At 69.2% G+C, this 20560-nt stretch carries 18 protein-coding genes; 2 read left to right on the top strand and 16 right to left on the bottom strand.

Annotation, left to right across the window (positions count from 1 at the left end; translation table 11 throughout):
- Positions 1 to 13: 13 nt before the first annotated feature.
- The 10 genes from ddaH to ASD93_RS04195 form a co-directional block, all read right to left on the bottom strand.
- Positions 14 to 775, bottom strand: coding sequence for a dimethylargininase (gene ddaH, locus ASD93_RS04240; RefSeq protein ID WP_056119235.1), 762 nt, complete (start codon positions 773 to 775; stop codon positions 14 to 16).
- Positions 776 to 779: 4 nt separating this feature from the next.
- Entirely contained in the window at positions 780 to 1148 is a 369-nt protein-coding gene (locus tag ASD93_RS04235; protein ID WP_056118950.1) for a hypothetical protein, read from the bottom strand.
- A gap of 53 nt (positions 1149 to 1201) precedes the next feature.
- Positions 1202 to 2497: a citrate synthase gene (locus tag ASD93_RS04230; RefSeq protein WP_082569147.1), complete on the bottom strand. Its 1296-nt coding sequence runs from the start codon at positions 2495 to 2497 to the stop codon at positions 1202 to 1204.
- 182 nt (positions 2498 to 2679) lie between these two features.
- Positions 2680 to 3789 carry a succinyldiaminopimelate transaminase gene (gene dapC, locus ASD93_RS04225; protein ID WP_056118946.1) on the bottom strand — a complete coding sequence of 370 codons (1110 nt, stop codon included), beginning with the start codon at positions 3787 to 3789 and terminating at the stop codon, positions 2680 to 2682.
- Between the two features lie 25 nt (positions 3790 to 3814).
- Positions 3815 to 4084 carry an indolepyruvate ferredoxin oxidoreductase subunit alpha gene (locus ASD93_RS04220; protein ID WP_056118943.1) on the bottom strand — a complete coding sequence of 90 codons (270 nt, stop codon included), beginning with the start codon at positions 4082 to 4084 and terminating at the stop codon, positions 3815 to 3817.
- 9 nt (positions 4085 to 4093) lie between these two features.
- Positions 4094 to 4531 (bottom strand): DUF6113 family protein, encoded by a 438-nt coding sequence (locus tag ASD93_RS04215; protein WP_235566867.1) that lies wholly within the window; start codon positions 4529 to 4531, stop codon positions 4094 to 4096.
- 25 nt (positions 4532 to 4556) lie between these two features.
- Entirely contained in the window at positions 4557 to 4871 is a 315-nt protein-coding gene (locus ASD93_RS04210) for an AzlD domain-containing protein (protein WP_056118940.1), read from the bottom strand.
- Positions 4868 to 5644, bottom strand: coding sequence for an AzlC family ABC transporter permease (locus ASD93_RS04205; protein WP_056118935.1), 777 nt, complete (start codon positions 5642 to 5644; stop codon positions 4868 to 4870). The genes ASD93_RS04210 and ASD93_RS04205 overlap by 4 nt, the downstream gene beginning before the upstream one ends.
- A 74-nt stretch (positions 5645 to 5718) precedes the next feature.
- Positions 5719 to 7629, bottom strand: coding sequence for a translational GTPase TypA (typA, locus tag ASD93_RS04200; RefSeq protein ID WP_056118932.1), 1911 nt, complete (start codon positions 7627 to 7629; stop codon positions 5719 to 5721).
- A 112-nt stretch (positions 7630 to 7741) separates the two neighbouring features.
- The gene (locus ASD93_RS04195) at positions 7742 to 9421 is read right to left on the bottom strand and encodes an ABC transporter ATP-binding protein (protein WP_056118930.1); all 1680 of its coding nucleotides are present in this window, start codon (positions 9419 to 9421) and stop codon (positions 7742 to 7744) included.
- A 53-nt stretch (positions 9422 to 9474) separates the two neighbouring features.
- On the opposite strand from ASD93_RS04195, the gene ASD93_RS04190 reads away from it, so the two are divergent.
- Positions 9475 to 10074 carry a PH domain-containing protein gene (locus tag ASD93_RS04190; RefSeq protein ID WP_056118927.1) on the top strand — a complete coding sequence of 200 codons (600 nt, stop codon included), beginning with the start codon at positions 9475 to 9477 and terminating at the stop codon, positions 10072 to 10074.
- Here the strand turns inward: ASD93_RS04190 and ASD93_RS04185 are convergent.
- The 3 genes from ASD93_RS04185 to ASD93_RS04175 form a co-directional block, all read right to left on the bottom strand.
- Complete coding sequence (locus ASD93_RS04185; protein WP_082569146.1) at positions 10065 to 11261, bottom strand: ABC transporter permease; 1197 nt, start codon at positions 11259 to 11261, stop codon at positions 10065 to 10067. The two genes, ASD93_RS04190 and ASD93_RS04185, sit on opposite strands and share 10 nt — an antisense overlap.
- A gap of 1 nt (position 11262) precedes the next feature.
- Positions 11263 to 12798: an ABC transporter permease gene (locus ASD93_RS04180; RefSeq protein ID WP_056118923.1), complete on the bottom strand. Its 1536-nt coding sequence runs from the start codon at positions 12796 to 12798 to the stop codon at positions 11263 to 11265.
- Positions 12799 to 13028: 230 nt separating this feature from the next.
- Complete coding sequence (locus tag ASD93_RS04175; RefSeq protein ID WP_235566866.1) at positions 13029 to 14801, bottom strand: ABC transporter family substrate-binding protein; 1773 nt, start codon at positions 14799 to 14801, stop codon at positions 13029 to 13031.
- Between the two features lie 307 nt (positions 14802 to 15108).
- Here ASD93_RS04175 and ASD93_RS04170 point away from each other — a divergent pair, with 307 nt between their 5' ends.
- On the top strand, positions 15109 to 15891 hold the full coding sequence (locus ASD93_RS04170; RefSeq protein ID WP_414843690.1) for a CPBP family intramembrane glutamic endopeptidase: 783 nt from the start codon (positions 15109 to 15111) through the stop codon (positions 15889 to 15891).
- A 90-nt stretch (positions 15892 to 15981) separates the two neighbouring features.
- Here the strand turns inward: ASD93_RS04170 and gcvP are convergent, their stop codons facing one another.
- From gcvP to gcvT, 3 genes are read right to left on the bottom strand one after another with little or no spacing between them, the layout of a single operon-like run.
- A complete protein-coding gene (gcvP, locus tag ASD93_RS04165) occupies positions 15982 to 18876 on the bottom strand; it encodes an aminomethyl-transferring glycine dehydrogenase (RefSeq protein ID WP_056118919.1) in 2895 nt (964 codons plus the stop codon).
- Positions 18873 to 19256, bottom strand: a complete 384-nt coding sequence (gcvH, locus tag ASD93_RS04160; RefSeq protein WP_056118916.1) for a glycine cleavage system protein GcvH — start codon at positions 19254 to 19256, stop codon at positions 18873 to 18875. Before gcvH ends, gcvP begins: the two co-directional genes overlap by 4 nt.
- Before the next feature lie 29 nt (positions 19257 to 19285).
- Positions 19286 to 20410, bottom strand: a complete 1125-nt coding sequence (gcvT, locus tag ASD93_RS04155; protein WP_056118913.1) for a glycine cleavage system aminomethyltransferase GcvT — start codon at positions 20408 to 20410, stop codon at positions 19286 to 19288.
- Positions 20411 to 20560: the final 150 nt, after the last annotated feature.

Below are 20560 nucleotides of genomic sequence, written 5' to 3'. Positions count from 1 at the left end.
CGCGGCGGGGCGGTCAGTCCCGCATGCGGACCGACAGACAGGTGACGCAGCCCTCGAGCTTCTCGAACTCTGTGACCGGGGTCGTGAGCACCACGAGGCCGCGCGAGCGGTAGAGCTCCGCCGTCCGGGGCGCATCCGCGGACATCAGCACGGTGCTCTCGTCGAGCACGACGACCGCGGTCCCGTGCTCCTCGGGGATCCTGAGGAAGGCCGGGAAGACGGCGACGTCGTCGACGAGGGGGGCGAAGCCGACCACGGTGCCGTCGGGAAGCGCCGTCACCCCGCTCTTGAGGTGCAGCACCTTCGTGACGGGCACCTCGACGACGGTCCAGCCCCGCGGCGCGAGCAGATCGCGCAGCTGTGCGATGCCATCCGCGTTCGTGCGCGACGAGGCGCCGACGTACACGGTGCGCCCGATCTTGAGCACGTCGCCGCCGTCGAGCGTCCCCGGTTCCTCGATGCGTGCGGCGGAGACTCCGGATGCCGCGACCGCCGCCTCGACGGAGGCGGACTCACCGCGGCGCGAGACCGCCCCGGCGCGGCACAGCACCGCCAGGTCGCCGAACATCACGACCGCGTCCTCGACGAAGACCCCGTCGGGCTGCGCATCCGCGCGTTCGACCTCGACGATCTCCCAGCCGCGGCCTCGGAACACGTCGACGTAGTGCTCCCACTGGCGCTGCGCGAGCCCGGGATCCACCGGCACGCGATCGAGGTGGGTCAGCTCGCCCCCGGCGAGAAGCGGCGAAGGACGGCGGACGAGGAGTCGCGGCATCCGCTCACCCCGCGAGGATCGCGGCGCGGGCGGAGGCGCGCTCGTCATCCGAGATGACGCCTCGCTCGTGGAGGGCGTCGACGTCGGCCAGCCTCTGTTCGAGGGACTTCGCCGGCGCCGCGTCGTCGACGGCCGTGCCCGGGCGCAGCACGTCGCTGTTGAGCACCTTCGCGGCGAGGGCCGCGTCCACCGTGAAGGGGTCGTGGCCCGCCCGCTTGATGAGCGTGTACTTGCGGATTCCGATGTACACGGAGAATCCGATGCCCACCAGGACGATGACCAGGAACACCGCGAAGATCACCGAGAATCCGCCGAAGATCCCCGGCTCTCCGAGGCCCGGATCGACGGGCGGGACGAAGTCAACACTCACCATGTCCACACCCTAGCGCCGGCGGCGACGGGAATCGGGAAGGCCCCGGCAGTCGCTCAGATCCCCGGGTAGTTGCGCTCCCCCGCGCCGACGTAGAGCTGCTGGGGGCGGCCGATCTTGGCCTGCGGGTCGTTCGCGGCCTCGCGCCACTGGGCGAGCCAGCCGGGGAGACGACCGATCGCGAAGAGCACCGTGAACATGCGAGTGGGGAAGCCCATCGCCTTGTAGATCACGCCCGTGTAGAAGTCGACATTCGGGTACAGACGGCGCTCCCGGAAGTAGTCGTCGTTCAGTGCGATCTCTTCGAGCTGCTTGGCGAGGTCGAGCAGCGGGTCGCTCACTCCGAGTGCCTCGAGCACCTCATCGGCGGACTCCTTCACCAGCTTCGCGCGCGGGTCGTAGTTCTTGTAGACCCGGTGGCCGAAGCCCATGAGCTTGACGCCGTCCTCCTTGTTCTTCACGCGCTCGACGAAGCGCTGCACGCTCTCGCCGGAGTCGCGGATGCGCGCGAGCATGTCGAGCACGGCCTCGTTGGCACCGCCGTGCAGCGGACCGTACAGCGCGTTGATCCCCGCCGAGATGGACGAGAACTGGTTCGCGCCGGTGGAGCCGACCAGGCGGACCGTCGAGGTCGAGGCGTTCTGCTCGTGGTCCTCGTGCAGGATCAGAAGCCGTTCGAGCGCCCGCGACATCACCGGGTTCACGTCGTACACCTCGGAGAGCACACCGAAGTTGAGCTTGAGGAAGTTGTCGACGAAGCCGAGCGAGTTGTCGGGATAGAGGAACGCCTGCCCGATGCTCTTCTTGTGGGCGTACGCCGCGATCACGGGGAGCTTGGCGAGCATGCGGATCGTGTTGAGCTCGACGTGCTCCGGGTTGTTGGGGTCGGACTCGTTCTCGTAATACGTCGAGAGCGCCGACACCGCCGACGACAGCACCGACATCGGATGGGCGGTGTGCGGCAGGGCGGAGAAGAAGCGCTTGAGGTCTTCGTGCAGCAGCGTGTGGTGGCGGATGCGGTCATCGAACGCCGCGAGTTCATCGGGTGTCGGCAGCTCGCCGTAGAGGAGCAGCCACGCCACCTCGAGGTAAGTGCTGTTCGTGGCCAGCTGCTCGATCGGGTAGCCGCGGTAGCGGAGGATGCCCTGATCGCCGTCGATGTAGGTGATGGCCGACTTGGTCGAGGCGGTGTTGACGAACCCGTAGTCCAGGGCGGTGTGACCGGTCTGCCGCGTGAACGTCGACAAGTCGACGCTGGGAGCCCCGTCGGTGCCGAGCAGCACGGGGAATTCGGCGGTCCTGTCACCGATCGTGAGGGTGGCCTTGTCCTGCTGGGTGCCCGCTTCGCTCACGGCGCCTCCTCGCGATTTCTGGTCGTGCCGGGGGTGTCGTCCGCCTCGCGATGCGCGTGATGCGTTCGCTCTGGACGGCAGCGGGGACGGGGATGCCGCGCCGCCGCGTTCTTACAGCCTAGTGCGCACGCACGCCTACTGCTGACACAGCCAAAGGGCCGCGGCATCCACTGGAGGAAACCTCACGAAGCGGCTCGGAGCCGCGCGGCGGCAGCGGCCACACGCTCCTCCGGCGCGGTCAGCGACAGCCGGATGTGCTGCGGGAAGTGCGTGCCGTAGAAGTGCCCGGGACCGGCCAGGATGCCCAGCCCGGCGAGCCGGTCGACGCTGTCCCAGGCGTCGCGGCCCTCGGTGGCCCACAGATAGAGCCCGGCCTCGCTGGCGTCGACCCGGAACCCGGCGGACTCGAGCGCGGGCTTGAGGATCGCGCGACGGCGGCGATAGAGCTCCTTCTGCACGGCCACATGGGCGTCGTCGCCGAGAGCGGCCACCATCGCGGCCTGCACGGGTGCGGGCAGCATGAGCCCGAGGTGCTTGCGCGCCGTCACGAGGCCGGCGATCAACGCCGGGTCGCCGGCGAGGAATGCCGCGCGATACCCCGCGAGGTTCGACTGCTTGCTCAGCGAGTACACCGACAGCACTCCGGCGAGGTCCCCATCCGTGACCCGGGGATCCAGTGCGGACGGGATCGGCTCCGCGTCCCACGGCGCCTCCCAGCCGAGTTCGGCGTAGCACTCGTCCGAGGCGAGCACGGCGCCGAGCTCGCGGGCGCGCGACACCGCGGCGCGGAGGTCGGCGACGCCCCGCACGTGCCCGTCGGGGTTGCCGGGCGAGTTCACCCACACCAGACGGGTGCCCGCGGGCCACTCGGCGGGGTCGTCCGCGGCGACCGGAGTGGCGCCGACGAGCCGGGCGCCCACTTCGTACGTCGGGTAGGCCGCCCGGGGGTGCACGACGACGTCTCCTGGACCGAGTCCGAGCAGCAGCGGCAGGAGCGCGACCAGCTCCTTGGATCCCACCGTGGGGAGAACGTGGTGGGGCGCGAGGCCGGGGACACCGCGCCGGCGTGCGTACCAGTCGGCGATGGCGGCGCGCAGAGCGGGCGTTCCGACAGTCTGCGGGTACGCGTGCGCGTCGGTCGACGATCTCAGCGCGTCGGCGATGACCTGCGGGGTCTCGTCGACGGGCGAGCCGATCGACAGATCGACGAGGCCGTCGGGGTGCGAGCGGGCGCGGACCGCGTAGGGCGCGACCGCGTCCCAGGGATACTCGGCGAGGTCGGCGACGCCCATCAGCGCTCGCTCTCGATCGCGAGGGTCACGGAGCCTGCGGCGGGAGCTCGGCGATGACGGGGTGGTCCTTGTGGATCACGCCGATCTTGGCGGCGCCGCCGGGCGAGCCGACGTCGTCGAAGAACTCGACGTTGGCCTTGTAGTAGTCCTGCGGCTCGCAGGCGCCGCAGTCGACGCACTCGTCGGGATGGATGTACAGCGATCGTTCGCCCTCGTAGATGCAGTCGACCGGGCACTCGTCGATGCAGGCGCGGTCCTTGACGTCCACACAGGGAAGGGCGATCACATACGTCACGGTGCCAGTCTAGTTGCGTCCCTCGCCGGGGGTGCCGCGCACCGGCTCGCCGATGGGGGAAGAAGCGGATGCCGGATCGCCGGCGAGCGCCGGCCCGAAGTTCTCCGGCCAGGCCACCACGATCGCGACGATCACCGGGAGCGCGATCGTCCAGACCGTGCCGAGCGGGCCCTCGGGCACGATCACGGAACCGCCGGGGCCCTTCCCCGAGAATGCGAGCGTCGAAGCCATCATGCCCAGACCCGTGGCCAGCGCCGCCCAGCGGTCCGCCGTGAGCAGTCTCACGGAGACGAGGAGGGCCGCGCAGCCGACGAAGGCCAGGACGAGTCCGAGGGGGAACCATCCCAGCTCGTACCCGTGGGCGATGGTCCCGGCCAGGCCGTAGACGGCGCCGACGAGGAAGGCCACGACCCACGTTCCGATACGGGCGGGAAGGGAGGAGCGCACCCGATGACTCTACCGGCGCACGCCGTCAGACCGCCCAGCCCCACAGGCGCAGCAGCGCCGCCGTGAGAGCCGCCGCCGCCACGACCACCAGGAAGGGCGCCCGCAGCAGGAGGAGTCCCGCCGCGACGAGGACCGCCGGGACGCGAGCGTCGACCACGATCGCCTGGCCGGCGCCGAGCGTCTGCACGGCCACGAGCGCGGCGAGGAGGGCGACCGTGAGCAGATCGGCGATGCGCATCGGGCGCGGTGCCTCCACCCACTTCGGAGGCACGAGGTAGCCGATGGTCTTCAGTACGACGCAGATGATCGATGCGACGAGCAGCGCGGTCCACATGGTCACGGGAGCCCCTCCCGCTCGGCGACGTCGTCCGGCTCGTCCCAGTCGCTGCGTGCCGGGGCCTCATCGTCGCTGCCGAGCCAGTTCAGCCATCCCACGACGACGGCGACCGTCGCGGCGATGATCACGGGCAGGCCGGGCATGAGCACGGGCGTAAGGAGGGTCGCGATCACCGCCGCGGCGATGCCGACGACGATCGGCTGGCGACGGCGGAGCCGTGGCCACAGCAGCGCGAGGAAGGCGGCTGCGGCTGCGGCATCCAGTCCATACGCGCGCGGATCACCGAGCACATCGCCGAGGAGCGCACCGGCGAGCGTCGAGAGGTTCCAGCCGACGTAGATGCCGATGCCGGTCACCCAGAAGCCGACGGTGCGAGCGTGGCGGGTCTGCTGCGCCAGCGACACCGCGGTGGACTCGTCGATCGTGAACTGCGCCGCAGCGGCGCGTCGCCAGAAGCCGCGACCGATGACCGGCGACATCCGCATGCCGTAGGCGACGTTGCGCACGCCGAGCAGTGCGGCCGACGCGATGGCGGCCGGCGCTGCGGCGAGGCCGCCCGCACCCACCACCCCGACGAACGCGAACTGCGAACCGCCCGTGAACATGAGCAGGCTCATCACGCACGTCTGCCAGACGTCGAGACCCGACGCGACCGCCAGAGCTCCGAACGAGATCCCGTACGCACTCGTCGCCAGCGCGACGCCCAGGCCCTCGCGCGCCGCGCGACGGGCCTCCCCCGCGCTGTGCGCTGCGTCGAAGTGCGGGTCGAGGGTCACTCGCTCGATGCTACCGACGTGCCCGTCTCAGCATCCGTGCCGGTCGGTCATCCGTGGCACGATGCCTGCCACGATCAGACGCTGGCGTCCTGGCGCTTGAGGCGCGCGGTCGCGCGGGCGCGCTCCGTCGCGTCGAGGTTCACCTTGCGGATGCGCACGATCTCGGGCGTGACCTCGACGCATTCGTCGTCGCGCGCGAACTCGAGGCTCTCCTCCAGCGACAGCTGACGCGGCGGCGTCATCGACTCGAACGAGTCCGAGGTGGAGGAGCGCATGTTGGTGAGCTTCTTCTCCTTGGTGATGTTGACGTCCATGTCGTCGGCACGCGAGTTCTCGCCGATGACCATGCCCTCGTAGACCTCCTGCGTCGGCTGCACGAAGAACGACATGCGCTCCTGCAGCGCGATGATCGCGAAGGGCGTCACCACACCGGAGCGGTCGGCGACGATCGAGCCGTTCTGACGCGTCACGATGTGACCCGCCCACGCCTCGTAGCCGTGCGAGATCGCATTGGCGATGCCGGTGCCGCGGGTCGTGGTGAGGAACTCGGTGCGGAAGCCGATCAGACCGCGGGAGGGGACGATGAACTCCATCCGCACCCAGCCGGTGCCGTGGTTGGTCATGTTGTCCATGCGACCCTTGCGCGCGGCGAGCAGCTGGGTGATCGCGCCGAGGTACTCCTCGGGAGCATCGATCGTCAGGTGCTCGAAGGGCTCGAAGGTCTTGCCGTCGACCTTCTTTGTGACCACCTGCGGCTTGCCGACGGTGAGCTCGAAGCCCTCGCGACGCATGTTCTCGACGAGGATCGCGAGGGCGAGCTCGCCGCGGCCCTGCACCTCCCACGCGTCGGGGCGTCCGATGTCGACAACCTTGAGCGAGACGTTGCCGATCAGCTCACGGTCGAGGCGGTCCTTGACCATGCGCGCGGTCAGCTTGTGGCCCTTGACCTTGCCGACCAGGGGACTCGTGTTCGTGCCGATCGTCATCGAGATCGCGGGATCGTCGACGTGGATCTGCGGCAGCGGGCGGACGTCCTCGGGGTCGGCGATCGTCTCGCCGATCGTGATGTCGTCGAAGCCGGCGATGGCGACGATGTCGCCGGGGCCGGCGGACTCCGCGGGGTAGCGCTCGAGGGCGCGGGTCTTCAGGAGCTCCGTGATGCGGGCGTTGCTGGTGGAGCCGTCGGCGCGCACCCAGGCGACCGTCTGACCCTTCTTGAGCGTGCCGTTGAAGACGCGCAGCAGCGCGAGGCGGCCGAGGAAGGGGCTCGAGTCGAGGTTCGTAACCCACGCCTGCAGCGGCGCCTCGTCGTCGTACTCGGGCGCGGGGACGTGCTCGAGGATCGCGCCGAACAGCGGCTCGAGGTCGTCGTTGTCGGGCAGGTCGCCGTTGGCGGGCCGCGTGCGCGACGCCGCGCCGGCGCGGCCGGAGGCGTAGACGACGGGCACGTCGAGGAGCGCGTCGACATCGAGGTCCGGGACGTCCTCGTGGAGGTCGGACGCGAGGCCGAGCAGCAGGTCGTGCGCCTCTTCCTCGACCTCGGCAATGCGCGCGTCGGGGCGGTCGGTTTTGTTCACCAGCAGGATGACGGGGAGCTTCGCCTCGAGCGCCTTGCGCAGCACGAAGCGGGTCTGCGGAAGCGGACCCTCGCTCGCGTCGACCAGCAGGACGACGCCGTCGACCATCGAGAGGCCGCGCTCGACCTCGCCGCCGAAGTCGGCGTGGCCGGGGGTGTCGATGACGTTGATCGTCACCGGGACGTCGGTGTGGACGCCCTTGTACGTGATCGCCGTGTTCTTGGCGAGGATGGTGATGCCCTTTTCGCGCTCGAGGTCGTTCGAGTCCATCGCGCGCTCTTCCAGGTGCTCGTGCGAGCCGAACGAGCCGGTCTGGCGGAGCATGGCGTCGACGAGGGTCGTCTTGCCGTGGTCGACGTGCGCGACGATCGCGACGTTGCGGAGGTCAGGACGGAGGGCGCGCGCCATGAAAGAAATCCTTGCGAAAGTGGAGAGGGCCGGGATGCCGGCATCCACAGCCTATCGCAGGCAGCCGAAAGCGGCCTGAGGGTCGAAACCCCCAGGCCGCTTCACCGTGGCGTCAGTCCTGCGTGGCCAGAAGCGCCGCACGCGCCTCGCGGCGCACGCGCTGCTCGGCCGGGTCGGGCACCGGCACGGCGGCGAGGAGTCGCTGCGTGTACGGGTCCTGCGGGTTGCGGAGGATCTGCTCCTTCGACCCCTGCTCCACGATCTTGCCGTGCTGCATCACGACGATGCGGTCGGCCAGGAGGTCGACGACGGCGAGGTCGTGGGTCACGAACAGCGTCGCGAACTGCTGCTCCTTCTGAATGTTCTGCAGGAGCTCCAGCACGCGTGCCTGCACGGACACGTCGAGCGCGCTCGTCGGCTCGTCGGCGACGAGCACCTTCGGGTCGAGCGCCAGTGCGCGGGCGATGCCGATGCGCTGACGCTGACCGCCCGAAAGCTCGTGCGGGTAGCGGTTGCGGAAGTCGCGCGGCAGCTCCACCATGTCGAGCAGCTCGGTCACGCGGGCGGTGATGTCCTTGCGGCCACGACCATCCAGCTCGAGCGGCTCGCCGATCGACTGGCCGACCGGCCAGCGCGGATTCAGCGACGAGCCGGGATCCTGGAACACGATGCCGAGCTTGCGACGCACAGCGCGCAGCTGCTTCGCGTCGACGCCGACCATCTCCTGTCCGGCGACGCGCAGGGTCCCCTCCGCGATCGGGACGAGGCCCACGATCGCCCGGGCGATCGTGGTCTTGCCCGAGCCGGACTCTCCCACGAGGCCCACGACCTCGCCGGGCTGGATGGTGAGCGACGCCTCGGACACGGCCCGGAACGCCGGCACGCGGCCGCGCTTGGGGTAGTCGATCGACACGTTGTCGAGCACGAGAGCCGCCGTGGCATGGTCGCGTTCGGACGCGACGTCCTCGACCGCCGTGCCGAGACCGAGGTGCGGCACCGAAGCCATCAGGGCCTTCGTATACGGGTGATCGGGCGCGGTGAACAGCTGCTCGGCCGTCCCGTGCTCGACGACGTCGCCGTCCTTCATCACCATGACGTCGTCGGCCATGTCGGCGACGACACCCATGTCGTGCGTGATCAGGATGATCGCCGAGTCGAGCTTCTGGTGCAGATGGCGCAGCAGGTCGAGGATCTCGGCCTGCACCGTCACATCGAGTGCCGTCGTCGGCTCATCGGCGATGAGCACGCGGGGGTCGAGCGAGATCGACTGCGCGATCATCGCACGCTGACGCTGACCACCCGACAGCTGGTGCGGGTACGAGTTGTACGCCTTGGGCGGGTCGGGCATCTCGACGAGGCCGAGGAGCTCGATCGCGCGCGCCTTGGCCTGCTTGCGGGTCATCCCGGGACGGTGGGTCAGGATCGTCTCGGAGATCTGGAAGCCGATCGTGTAGACCGGGTTCAGCGCCGTCATCGGCTCCTGGAAGATCGCCGCGATCCCCTCGCCGCGCACCTGGCGAAGGACCTCCGGGCGAGCACCGATCACTTCGCGGCCGGCCAGGACCGCGCTGCCGGTGATGCGCGCGTTCTTAGGCAGCAGGCCCATGATCGCCATCGAGCTCGTGCTCTTGCCCGAACCGGACTCGCCGACGATGGCGAGCACCTTGCCCGGCATGAGGTCGTAGGTGACGTGCTTGGCCGCCGCGGCCCACTGGCCGCCCACCCAGAACTCCACGCCGAGATCCTTGACGGACAGCACGGGGCCGCCGTCCTGTGGGACGTGTCCGCGCATGCGGGCACCCTCTTTCATGCTCATCGGTCACTCTCCCGTGTCAGGATGGGCAGATGCCCGAACCGGTCACTTTCCGTCCGCGCGGCGGCCAGATCGTCGCCTGGACGGCGATCGCTCTCTGCGCCCTCGGCCTGGTCTTCGTCGCCCTCACGGACGGTGTGCCCAGCCTCATCGTGTGGGCCTGGCCGATCGTCCTCGTCGCGTGGCTCGCGTGGGCGGTCTACATCCGTCCGCACGTGCTCGTCAACGAGGGCTTCGTGGAGATCGTGAACGTCTTCCGCACCCACCGCGTGCCCTGGGGCGACGTCGTCGACGTCGACTCGCGCTACGCCCTCACGGTCCACACGGCCGGGGGTCGCAGCATCCGCGCATGGGCCGCGCCCGCGCCCGGCATCCGACAGGCGATGTCCACGCGCCGCGAAGAGGTGGCCACCACGCCCGGCGAGGGCGACTACCGCCGTCCCGGAGACGCCGAGGGGACCCCCAGCGGCGACGCGGCCGCGCTCGTGCGCCGCGCGCTCGAGCAGTACCGTCGCGCGGGCGGCGACACGACGCCCGGCGGCACCGCCTCGACGCTCAACGTGGTCGTGATCGCGGTGACGGCCGTGCTCATCGCGGCCGCCGTGCTGGCTCTGGCCGCGCCTCACGACTGATCGTCCTTCCGGCGCTTGTCGACCGCGGGCGGCTCGGGGAGCGATCCCCCGCTGAACGCGTCCATGTAGGGCTCGTCGTCACTGGAGGTCGGCCCCTCGACCATCATCACAGCCTGCGCCGACGGGATCGCCGCGACGGCGCGGTTCGACTTGCGGCGGCTGACCTTGCCCTGCTGTCGCGGATCGAAGGCGTCCCGGAGGCCGTCGCCGATGAAGTTGATGCACAGCGCCAGGATGACGATGAACAGACCCGGCCACCAGAACAGCCACGGCCGCGTGCGGAAGGCCTCGCGGTACTCGCTGATGATCTGGCCGAGCGACACGTCCGGCGGAGTGATGCCGAAGCCGATGAAGCTCAACGCCGCCTCGATCAGCACCGCGGCGCTCATCAGCAGCGTCGTGTTGACGATGATGACGCCGACCGCGTTGGGCAGGATGTGGCGGAAGATGATCCGGCCGTTGCTCGCGCCGGCGACCCGCGCGGCATCGACGAACTCGCGCTCCCGCAGGGCGAGGAAGTCGCCGCGCACGAGTCGCGCCAAGCCGGTCCAGCTCAGGATGCCGAGGAAGAGTCCGAAGACGATCGCACTGCTCGTGCCGAGCAGCTTTCCGATGATCGAGCCGATCACGATGATCGGGATGATGATGATCACGTCGGTGAAGCGCATGATGAGCGAGTCGACCCAGCCGCGGAAGAAGCCCGACAGTGCGCCGAAGAGCACGCCGAGCACGAGCGAGACGATGCCGACGAGGAACATGACGGTGATCGACTGCTGGGTGCCGCGCATGACCTGGGCGAAGATGTCCTTGCCCAGCGTGTCCTGACCGAACGGGTGCTCGCCCATCGAGAACGGGAAGATCGTCAGCGTCGGCTGGCCGCCGTTCACGATCGGGTAGCTCGTCCACCAGTCCAGCGGCCACCATCCGGGGATGCGGAAGCCGTTGATATCGAGCGATCCGTCGCCTGAAGCCTGCAGTTTGCCGGTGCCGCCGATGACGGTGCCGACCGAGGTGAACGCCAGGATGATCACGAGGATCAGCACGACGAGCGCGGCCATGGCGCCCGCGTGGCGGAAGAACCGCCGGCGGACCAGGGCGCCCTGGCTGAGACCGGCCACGGCCTTCTGCTCGATGGACTGCTCGCTGCCGCGATCCTGCGGCGCGTCGATGGGAGTCGTAGTCGTCATGTCAGCTCACCCGGATCCGGGGGTCGAGGGCGGAGTAGAGGAGGTCGGCGATCAGATTGAAGATCACCGCGAGGACGCCGGTCACGACGAAGAAGCCCATGACCAGGTTGACGTCGCCGTCGCGCAAGCCATCCACGAAGAGCGCACCCATGCCCTTCCACGCGAAGATCGTCTCGGTGATGACCGCACCGCCGATCAGTGCGCCGATGTCGAACGCGATGATCGTGGCGATCGGGATGAGGGCGTTGCGCATCGCGTGGCGCATGACCACCGTGCGCTCGGTGAGGCCCTTCGCCCGTGCCGTGCGGACGTAGTCCTGATTCATGACCTCGAGCAGGCTCGCGCGGGAGTACCGCGTGTACGCCGCGATCGAGACGAGCGCCAGCGCGATCGTCGGGAGCACGAGGTGCGCGAACCCGTCGAGGATCTGGAACCACATGTCGCCCTGCAGGCCGGGGGTCTTCGACCCGATCGTCGCGATGACGCCGCTCTGCGGGATGCGGTCGACGTAGGCGGGGTACACCAGCATCACGCGGTCCACGACGATCACGAAATACGTGATGAAGCTCACGATCGCGGCCGTGCGTGCGGCTTCCTTCCTGGCGTCGCCGCCCACGAGCATGCCGACGCCGATGCCGATGCCGATGGCGACCAGCCCCGTGAGGAGAAGCATCCAGCCCGTCGGGACGTAGAAGAACAGGAACTGGATCGGGAAGTACAGCGCACCCCACACACCCACCACGATGAGCGACGCGTACAGCGTGCGGCGGTTCGCGAGGCCCGTCGACAGTGCCGTCACACCCACGGCGGCGCCGATGCCGGTGATGACGACGCCGACGATGCCGATCGTGGGGGTCGTGAACCAGCCGGTGGCGCCGAGCAGCGCGAGCAGGCCGCCGGTGGCCACGAAGGCCGCGGAGAACGTGATCAGACGCTTCTTCCATGAGCCGCCGAGGATGGCCATGAGGATCACGCCCCAGATGAGCCCGGTGATGAGGATCGCCTGGATCGTCACGACGGGATCGGAGAGGAAGGCGTTGAAGCGGATCGCGCCGTACTCCTTGAGGAGGACCGCGACCCAGAAGATGGGGAGCGAGTAGACGATGAACGTCAGGAACGTCACGGAGTAGTCGAAGCCGCTGTACTGGCGGAGCGCGGTGAGGATGCCGATCGTGAGGCCGAAGATGATGGCCACGATGGTCGCCGCGGTGACCAGCTGAATGGTGGACGCCGCCGCCGCTGACAGCGACTCGACGACCGGCTGGTTGCTGCGGCTGAAGGCGATGCCGAGGTCGCACTGGCCGATGAAGCACTTCGCCGCACCCGCGAGCCAGATGAAGTAGCGGGCCACGATCGGCACGTTGAGCTGCAGCAGCTCGATGCGGTTGTCGATCAGCTCCTGGCGGTTCGGGGCATTGCTGCCCTTGAGGTCGCGCAGCGGATCCGCCGTGATCGCCGTCAGGGTGTAGACGATGAACGAGGCGACGAGGAGCACCAGCAGAATGGCGCCGAGTCGTCGAAGGATGAAGGTCAGCACTGAAGCCCTCTCGGATATGGGGCTGAGGTCATGATTCTACGTCCGTCCCGGCGCGCCGGTACGGCGCCCCAAAACTACTACGTGGGGGAACTGGGCGGCACCTGTCTGTGCGGCCCGTCCCCGATCGGACATGACTGTGGGTGCCAAGGGTTCGCCTCGGCACCCACAGTTTCGTGATGTTTGTACAGCCGGGGTGGACGGAGATCCGTCCACCCCGACTGTGACGGGGATTACTCCGCGCCGGCACCCACCGGGGTCCACTCCCAGAAGTTCCAGAAGTAGTCCGGGCTCAGGGGCATTTCCTTGACCTCGGTCACCTTGTCGCTGTTGACCAGCAGACCCGGGAACTGGAAGATCGGCAGCGTGACCGCGTCAGCCCAGATACCAGCCTCGGCCTGCTCGAGCAGGTCGGTCTGGGTGTCGTAGTCCGACGTGACGTTCAGCGTGTGAAGGGCCTCGGTGACCTCTTCGCTGCAGAACGCGTTGTAGTTGCCGCCCTTGGCCATCGGGTCGTCGTAGCAGGCGTAGATCTGGTCGGATCCGCCCACGGCGAGGCTGGTCTGCGACCAGGCGAACAGCGTGGCGTCGTGCGGGTTGATCGGCTCGACCGACGGGTCGGTGAAGACCCAGTCGGGCTCGCTCTCGTCGACCAGCTGGAAGCCGGCCAGAGCGGCCGAAGCCGAGATCAGCTCGTACTCCTGGCCACGACGGACGTTGCCCTCGGGGTACCAGAAGCCCACCTCGACCGGACCGGTCACGCCGGCCTCGGCGAGCAGCGCCTTGGCGCCGTCGATGTCGACCTCTGCGTAGTCGGCCGAACCGTTGGTCTCGGTCAGGATCGGGTAGCGCTCGACGTCGGCCTGCGACACGAGGTTCGTGTTGCGGACCTCGGCCTCGGGGTTCAGCGGCTTGATGATCTTGTCGACGATCTCCTGGCGGGGGATGGTCTTCAGGAACGCCTGGCGAACGGCGAGAGCCTTCGCCTCGTCGCCACCGTAGGTGGCCGGGTCGAACGGGCCGCCGTTGTTGACCGTGAGGTCGACGTGCTCGTGCGACGCCTGCACACCGGTCTGCACCGTGGCGGTGTCGATCTCGTTGGCCAGCTGGAGGATGTCAGCCGTGGGCTGACCCGACCAGATGTCGAGCTCGCCGGACTCCAGAGCCTGGAGCGCGGTGGTCGAGTCGGCGATCGTGCGGACCGTGATCTTCTCGAACTTCGGCGAGGTGCCCCACGTGTAGAGCGGGTTCGCGGCGATCGAGATGTACTGGTCCTCGACGATGTCGTCGACGATGTACGGGCCGCTCGTCAGCGCCGCAGCGGGGCTGTCGGGAAGCGTCGTGTAGCCGTAGGCGTTGCTCCACGCGTCGCCCAGCGCCGCGAGAACCTCTTCGTCGCCGGAGGTGATCGCGTCGGTGACCTTCTCCTTGGCCGTCTCCGCGAACTTCTTGGCGGCGTCGGTGTACTTGGTGAAGTCGGCCTCTTCGCCCGAGTCCTTCCAGGTGTCGTACGCGGCCTGGACGTCGGAGTACTCGTCCGGGAAGGCGAGCGCGTAGGTGCCGTGCGCCGAAACGCCCAGCGGTCCGACGAGCTCCCAGTCCACGTACGGCTCGTCGTAGACGAACGTGATCTCCTTGTCGCCGGTCTCCGGCGTCTCGGTGACCAGGCTGTAGCCGGTGCTGGCAGCGGGCGAGAACGCCTCGTTGACGTTGCCCGACATCGCAGCCCACTGGAGGAGCATGTCGGTCTCGTCGATCGGCACGCCGTCGGACCAGACCGCGTCAGCGGTGATGGTGTACTTCACGGTCAGCGGGTCGTCGCTGGTCTTCTCGTACGAGCCGAAGTCGGTGTTGCGCACCAGCTCAGGCGTGTTGTTGTAGTACGAGAAGCTCGTGTCGGTCATGTACTTGACATTGCCGTTGGCCGTGTTGTTGCCGGCCGAGCTGTCGTCGTTGAAGTGGAAAAAGCCCGAGTTGTACGCGGTGGTGATCTCGGTGCCCTCCACGACCTCAGACTGGTATGGGTTGCCACATCCGGAGAGCACAATGGCTCCCGCAGCGACGACACCCACGCCCGCCAAAAGACGCGCGATCTTCACATTTCCTCCTGTGCAAGGGTTGAGTGCCCAGCCTGTGGCAGCTCTGGACACGGACACGGACACACTAAGCACGCAGTGCGAGCTAGGCAAAACAGAACAGCAAACCGTTACATATCCTTAACTCAAGGCTACGCAGGTGTGACAATCTGACAACGTGCACGCTTTCGCGCCTGGGAATCTGCCCGACACGGGCCCCATAGACCATGCGACCCGGGTGCGCCTGCGGTGGGAGATCGCGCTCGTCCTCCTGCTCTCGGTCGGACGCTCGGCGATCTACGCGGTCCTGGGGCTGATCCAGGCGCTGACACGCGAGGCGTCCCTCGGCGATCAGCAGACGTCGCTGAACCCCTCCGCCGGCGCCGAGGAGTTCTGGGACGTCCTCTACCAGTTCCTCGCGCAGGGCTTCGGGCTCGTTCCCGTCGCGCTCGCGATCTTCCTGCTGTGGGAGCCCGGGAAGTCGGCGTTCCGCCGTATCGGCCTGGACTTCCGCCGGTTCGGCGGCGATCTCGGGCGCGGCGTCGCGCTGGTGGCGGTGATCGGCATCCCCGGACTCGCGCTCTACGCGCTCGGTCGTGCGCTGGGGCTGTCGGTGCTCGTCCAGGCGTCGCCCCTCGACACGTCGTGGTGGACGATCCCCCTCCTCCTGCTCGCCGCGCTGCGCGCCGGGCTCACCGAGGAGGTCATCTTCATCGGGTACCTGTTCGACCGCCTCCGCCGCCTCGGCTGGGGCATCTGGCCGATCATCCTCGCGACGGCGGGACTGCGCGCGGCGTATCACGCGTACCAGGGCTTCCCCGCGATGATCGGCAACTTCGCGATGGGCGTCGTCTTCGGCTGGTGCTACCGGCGCTGGGGCCGCGTCATGGCGCTCGTCATCGCGCACACGCTGATCGACGTCATCGCGTTCGTCGGCTATCCGCTGGCCGCGGCACTCTGGCCGGGGATCTTCGCGCCGCCGACGCCCACGCCTTCTCCGACGCCGTCTCCGAGCGCATAGTCCGGCGGCTCCGTCGGCCCGCCGCCGAGCGGGCGCCGGCGCGTGAGAGCGACGGATGCCGGGGCCCCGGCATCCGTCACCTCACGCGATCTACGCGAAGGCCTCGATCGGCGGGCACGCGCACACGAGGTTGCGATCGCCGTAGGCCTGGTCGATCCGGCGCACCGGCGGCCAGTACTTCGTGCGCACCAGCGCGTGGACGGGGTACACGGCCCGCTCGCGCGAGTACGGATGGGTCCACTCCCCCGCGACGACGGACTCGGCGGTGTGCGGCGCGTTCACGAGCGGGTTGTCGTCCGCGGCCCAATCGCCGGCCGCCACGGCGTCGGCTTCGGCCTTGATCGCGATCATCGCCTCGATGAAGCGCTCGATCTCGCCGAGGTCCTCGGACTCCGTCGGCTCGACCATGAGGGTGCCGGCGACGGGGAACGACATCGTCGGCGCATGGAATCCGTAGTCGATGAGCCGCTTTGCCACATCGTCGACCGTCACCCCGGTCGCCTCGCGCAGCGGCCGGAGATCGAGAATGCACTCGTGTGCGACGAGCCCGCCTTCGCCCGTGTAGAGCACCGGGTAATGCTCGCGCAGACGGAACGCGATGTAGTTCGCCGAGAGGACGGCGGCGGCCGTGGCATCCCGCAGGCCCTCCGCCCCCATCATGCGCACGTAGGCCCATGAGATGGGGAGGATGCCGGCCGAGCCGTTCGGCGCCGCCGAGATCGGTCCGCCGTCGAACACCCCGCCCGGGTGATCCTTGCGCTGTGAGAGCGGGTGCGACGGCAGGTACGGCGCGAGGTGGGCCTTCGCCGCGACCGGGCCGACACCCGGGCCTCCGCCGCCGTGCGGGATCGCGAAGGTCTTGTGCAGGTTGAGGTGCGAGACGTCCCCGCCCAGATCGCCGAAGCGCGCATACCCGAGAAGGGCGTTGAGGTTCGCCCCGTCGACGTACACCTGACCGCCGGCGTCGTGGACGGACTGCGTGATCTCGAGCACGTCGTGCTCGTACACGCCGTGCGTCGACGGGTACGTGATCATGAGCGCTGCGAGCTCGTCGGCGTGCGCGGCGATCTTCGCCCGCAGGTCGTCGAGGTCCACGTTGCCCTGGTCGTCGCACGCCACGACGACCACCTTCATGCCCGCCAGCACGGCGGAGGCGGCGTTCGTCCCGTGCGCGGACGACGGGATGAGGCACACCGTGCGCCCCAGGTCTCCGTTGGCGCGGTGGTAGCCGCGGATCGCCATGAGACCCGCCAGCTCGCCCTGCGATCCGGCGTTGGGCTGGAGCGACACCGCGTCGTAGCCGGTGACCTCCGCCAGCCACACCTCGAGCTGCTCGATGAGGGCGAGATAGCCGTGCACGTCGGACTCGGGCGCGAACGGATGCACGCGCGAGAACTCCGGCCACGACACCGCGGCCATCTCCGTCGCCGCGTTGAGCTTCATCGTGCAGGAGCCGAGCGGGATCATGCCGCGATCGAGCGCGTAGTCACGGTCGGACAACTGCTTGAGGTAGCGCATCATCGCCGTCTCGGAGCGATGGGAGTTGAACACCGGGTGGGTGAGGAACTCCTCGACCCGCGCGAGAGAGGTCGGCACGCCCGCCAGCGGCTGAGCATCGGCGAACGGCACCGTGCGCTCCCCCTGGTCGCCCCCGCCGAGGAACTCGCCCTCTGGCAGCCCGAATGCCCACGCGACGGCGGCGAGGTCGTCGGCGGTCGTGGTTTCGTCGACGGAGACGCCGACCGACGCATCGTCAGCCCAGAACAGCTGGAAGCCGCGCTCCCGCGCCCGCTCGACCACACGCCGCGCCGATCCCGGCACGCGAACGCGCAGCGTGTCGAAGAACGAGTCGGACGCGAGCGTGAGGCCGTAGGACCGCAGCGCGTTCGCGAGCGCCTCGGCCTTCTTCGCGACGTCGGTCGCGATCGCCTTCAGCCCCTCGGGGCCGTGGTAGACCGCGTACATCGAGGCCATGACGGCCAGCAGCACCTGCGACGTGCAGATGTTCGAGGTGGCCTTCTCGCGCCGGATGTGCTGCTCGCGGGTCTGCAGCGCGAGGCGATATGCGGGGTGGCCGGCGGCATCCTGCGACACGCCGACGAGTCGTCCCGGGAGCTGGCGCTCGAGTCCTGCGCGCACGGCCATGTAGCCCGCGTGCGGGCCGCCGAAGCCGAGCGGCACGCCGAAGCGCTGCGTGGTGCCGACCGCGACGTCGGCGCCGAACGAACCGGGCGAGCGCAGCAGGGTGAGCGCGAGGAGGTCGGCGGCCACGACGACGAGTCCGCCCTGCTCGTGCACCGCGGACACCACCTCGGACGGATCCCAGACCCGGCCCGTCGCCCCCGGGTACTGGATGAACGCACCGAACACGTCGATGTCGGCCGGCGGGGGCGACTGGTCGTAGGGCGTGTAGTGCAGCTCGATGCCGACAGCCGCCGCCCGATGCGCCAGCAGCGCCTTGGTCTGCGGAAGCGCGTCGGCGTCGACGAGGAAGACGTTCGACGCGGACTTCGAGGCGCGGCGCGCGACGAGCATGCCCTCCACGACGGCGGTCGACTCGTCGAGCATCGAGGCGTTGGCCGTCTCGAGCCCGGTGAGGTCGGTGACCATCGTCTGGAAGTTGATGAGCGCCTCGAGACGTCCCTGCGAGATCTCGGGCTGGTACGGCGTATACGCGGTGTACCAGGACGGATTCTCGAGAACGTTGCGCGCGATCACCGACGGCGTGAACGTGTCGTAGTAGCCGAGGCCGATCATCGGGCGCGCGACGCGGTTCTGCGACGCGAGCATCCGCAGCTCCGCGAGCGCCTCCGCCTCGGTGGCGGCAGGAGGGATGTCGCTGGTCTCGCGTGCGGCGACGTGGATGGATGCCGGCACGGCACGCCGGACGAGCGCGTCGACCGTGTCGTAGCCCAGGGCGTCGAGCATGATGCGCTGAGCCGAGGCATCCGTCCCGATGTGTCGCGCGGCGAAAGCGCCCGTCATGCGTCGCCGCCGGTGAGCGCGAGGTACGCGTCGCGGTCGAGGAGGTCGGCGACCGCAGCCGGGTCGACCTTGAGCTTGATGAGCCAGCCGTCGCCGAACGGGTCGGAGTTGACCAGCGACGGGTCGTCGACGACCGCGTCGTTGGCGCCGACGACGTCGCCCGTGAGCGGCGCGTAGAGCTCGCCGACCGACTTCGTCGACTCGATCTCACCGCAGACCTGACCGGCCGACACGCCGGAGTCGACCGCGGGGAGCTCGACGAACACCACGTCGCCCAGCTTGTCGGCGGCGTAGTCGGTGATGCCGACGGTCGCGACATCGCCGTCGAGGGCGATCCACTCGTGCTCGGCGGTGTACTTGAGGCTGTTGAGATCGGTCATGTGATCCTCCGGTGGGTGCGGGGTGTCTGTCACTGGGCGCGACGGTAGAAGGGAAGGGCGGTCACGGTGGCGGGGATGCGGGTGCCGCGCACGTCGATCGTCAGCTCGGTGCCGGGCTCGCTCGCGCGCGGCGCCACGAAGGCCATGGCGATCGGGTGCCCGAGAGTCGGGCTGAGCGCACCGCTCGTGATCTCGCCGATGCGGTCGTCGCCGTCGAACACGGCGTAGCCCGCTCGTCCGGCGCGCTTGCCGTCGGAGACGAGTCCGACCAGCACCGGCGCATCCGTGGCGACGACGGACTCCAGCGCCGAGCGGCCGACGAAGTCCACCGTCTTCGTCCGCAGCGGCACGACGCGGCCGAGCCCTGCCTGGGCGGGGATGACGTGGCGCGTGAGCTCGTGGCCGTAGAGCGGCATGCCCGCCTCGAGCCGGAGCGTGTCGCGTGAGGCGAGGCCGGCGGGGACGAGCCCGAGCGGCTCGCCGGCGACGAGCAGCGCGTCCCACAGGGCGCCCGCGAGACCGGGGTCGACGCTGATCTCGAAGCCGTCCTCGCCGGTGTAGCCGGTGCGGCTGACGAGCACAGCGCTGTCGCCGAAGCGCATCCCCATGGCCGCGTAGTAGGGCAGCGTCTCGAGCGTGTGGCCCATCGCCAGCGCCTCGTCGTGGACGAGACCGACGGTCTGCTGGAGGATCTCGCGGGCCCGCGGGCCCTGGACGGCGATGAGGGAGTCTTCGAGCTCGACGAGCACGGCGTCGAAGTCGACGAGGCGCTCCTGGAGGGCCGTGCGGACGGCATCCCGATTGCCGGCGTTGGCGACGATGAGGAACTGGTTCTCGGCGTTGCGGGTGACGATGAGGTCGTCGATGATGCCGCCGTCCGGCGCGAGGATCATCGTGTACTTCGCGCGCGACAGCTTCACCGCCGTCGGGTCGAACGCGAGCGCGTACGCCAGGAACGCCTCGCGCTCCGGGCCCGCGACGCCGAACAGCGCCATGTGCGAGATGTCGAAGAGGCCGGCCGTCGTGCGCACGGCGTGGTGCTCGGCCAGATCCGACGTGTAGCGCACCGGCATGGACCAGCCGCCGAAGTCGGTGAAGGATGCGCCCAGTGCGGCGTGGCGGTCGTACAGCGGGGTGGTGCGGGGGTCTGTCATGAGTTCTCCCGTTCGCGATCGGGCGGACGCCGGACGGCGCCGTGGAACTCCCCCTCTGTCATGGGCCTGAGAGCTTCGCGCGCCGCCCCGCGGGGAGAAGTGCGCTTTCACCTTCGGCGGACCGCGAGCGGATGAAAGGTGGAGACGCGT

The organism is Microbacterium sp. Root180 (assembly GCF_001428485.1).
GTDB lineage: Bacteria > Actinomycetota > Actinomycetes > Actinomycetales > Microbacteriaceae > Microbacterium.
This window is presented reverse-complemented; position numbering and strand designations above follow the sequence as displayed.

Bases quoted from the DNA above. Each gene is read 5' to 3' on its own strand.
- gcvH (WP_056118916.1), bottom strand. From the start codon at position 19,256: ATGACCGATCTCAACAGCCTCAAGTACACCGCCGAGCACGAGTGGATC.
- ASD93_RS04235 (WP_056118950.1), bottom strand. From the start codon at position 1,148: ATGGTGAGTGTTGACTTCGTCCCGCCCGTCGATCCGGGCCTCGGAGAG.
- ASD93_RS04185 (WP_082569146.1), bottom strand. From the start codon at position 11,261: ATGACGACTACGACTCCCATCGACGCGCCGCAGGATCGCGGCAGCGAG.
- dapC (WP_056118946.1), bottom strand. From the start codon at position 3,789: ATGGGCGTCGCCGACCTCGCCGAGTATCCCTGGGACGCGGTCGCGCCC.
- ASD93_RS04190 (WP_056118927.1), top strand. From the start codon at position 9,475: ATGCCCGAACCGGTCACTTTCCGTCCGCGCGGCGGCCAGATCGTCGCC.
- gcvT (WP_056118913.1), bottom strand. From the start codon at position 20,410: ATGACAGACCCCCGCACCACCCCGCTGTACGACCGCCACGCCGCACTG.
- ASD93_RS04195 (WP_056118930.1), bottom strand. From the start codon at position 9,421: ATGCGCGGACACGTCCCACAGGACGGCGGCCCCGTGCTGTCCGTCAAG.
- gcvP (WP_056118919.1), bottom strand. From the start codon at position 18,876: ATGACGGGCGCTTTCGCCGCGCGACACATCGGGACGGATGCCTCGGCT.
- ddaH (WP_056119235.1), bottom strand. From the start codon at position 775: ATGCCGCGACTCCTCGTCCGCCGTCCTTCGCCGCTTCTCGCCGGGGGC.
- typA (WP_056118932.1), bottom strand. From the start codon at position 7,629: ATGGCGCGCGCCCTCCGTCCTGACCTCCGCAACGTCGCGATCGTCGCG.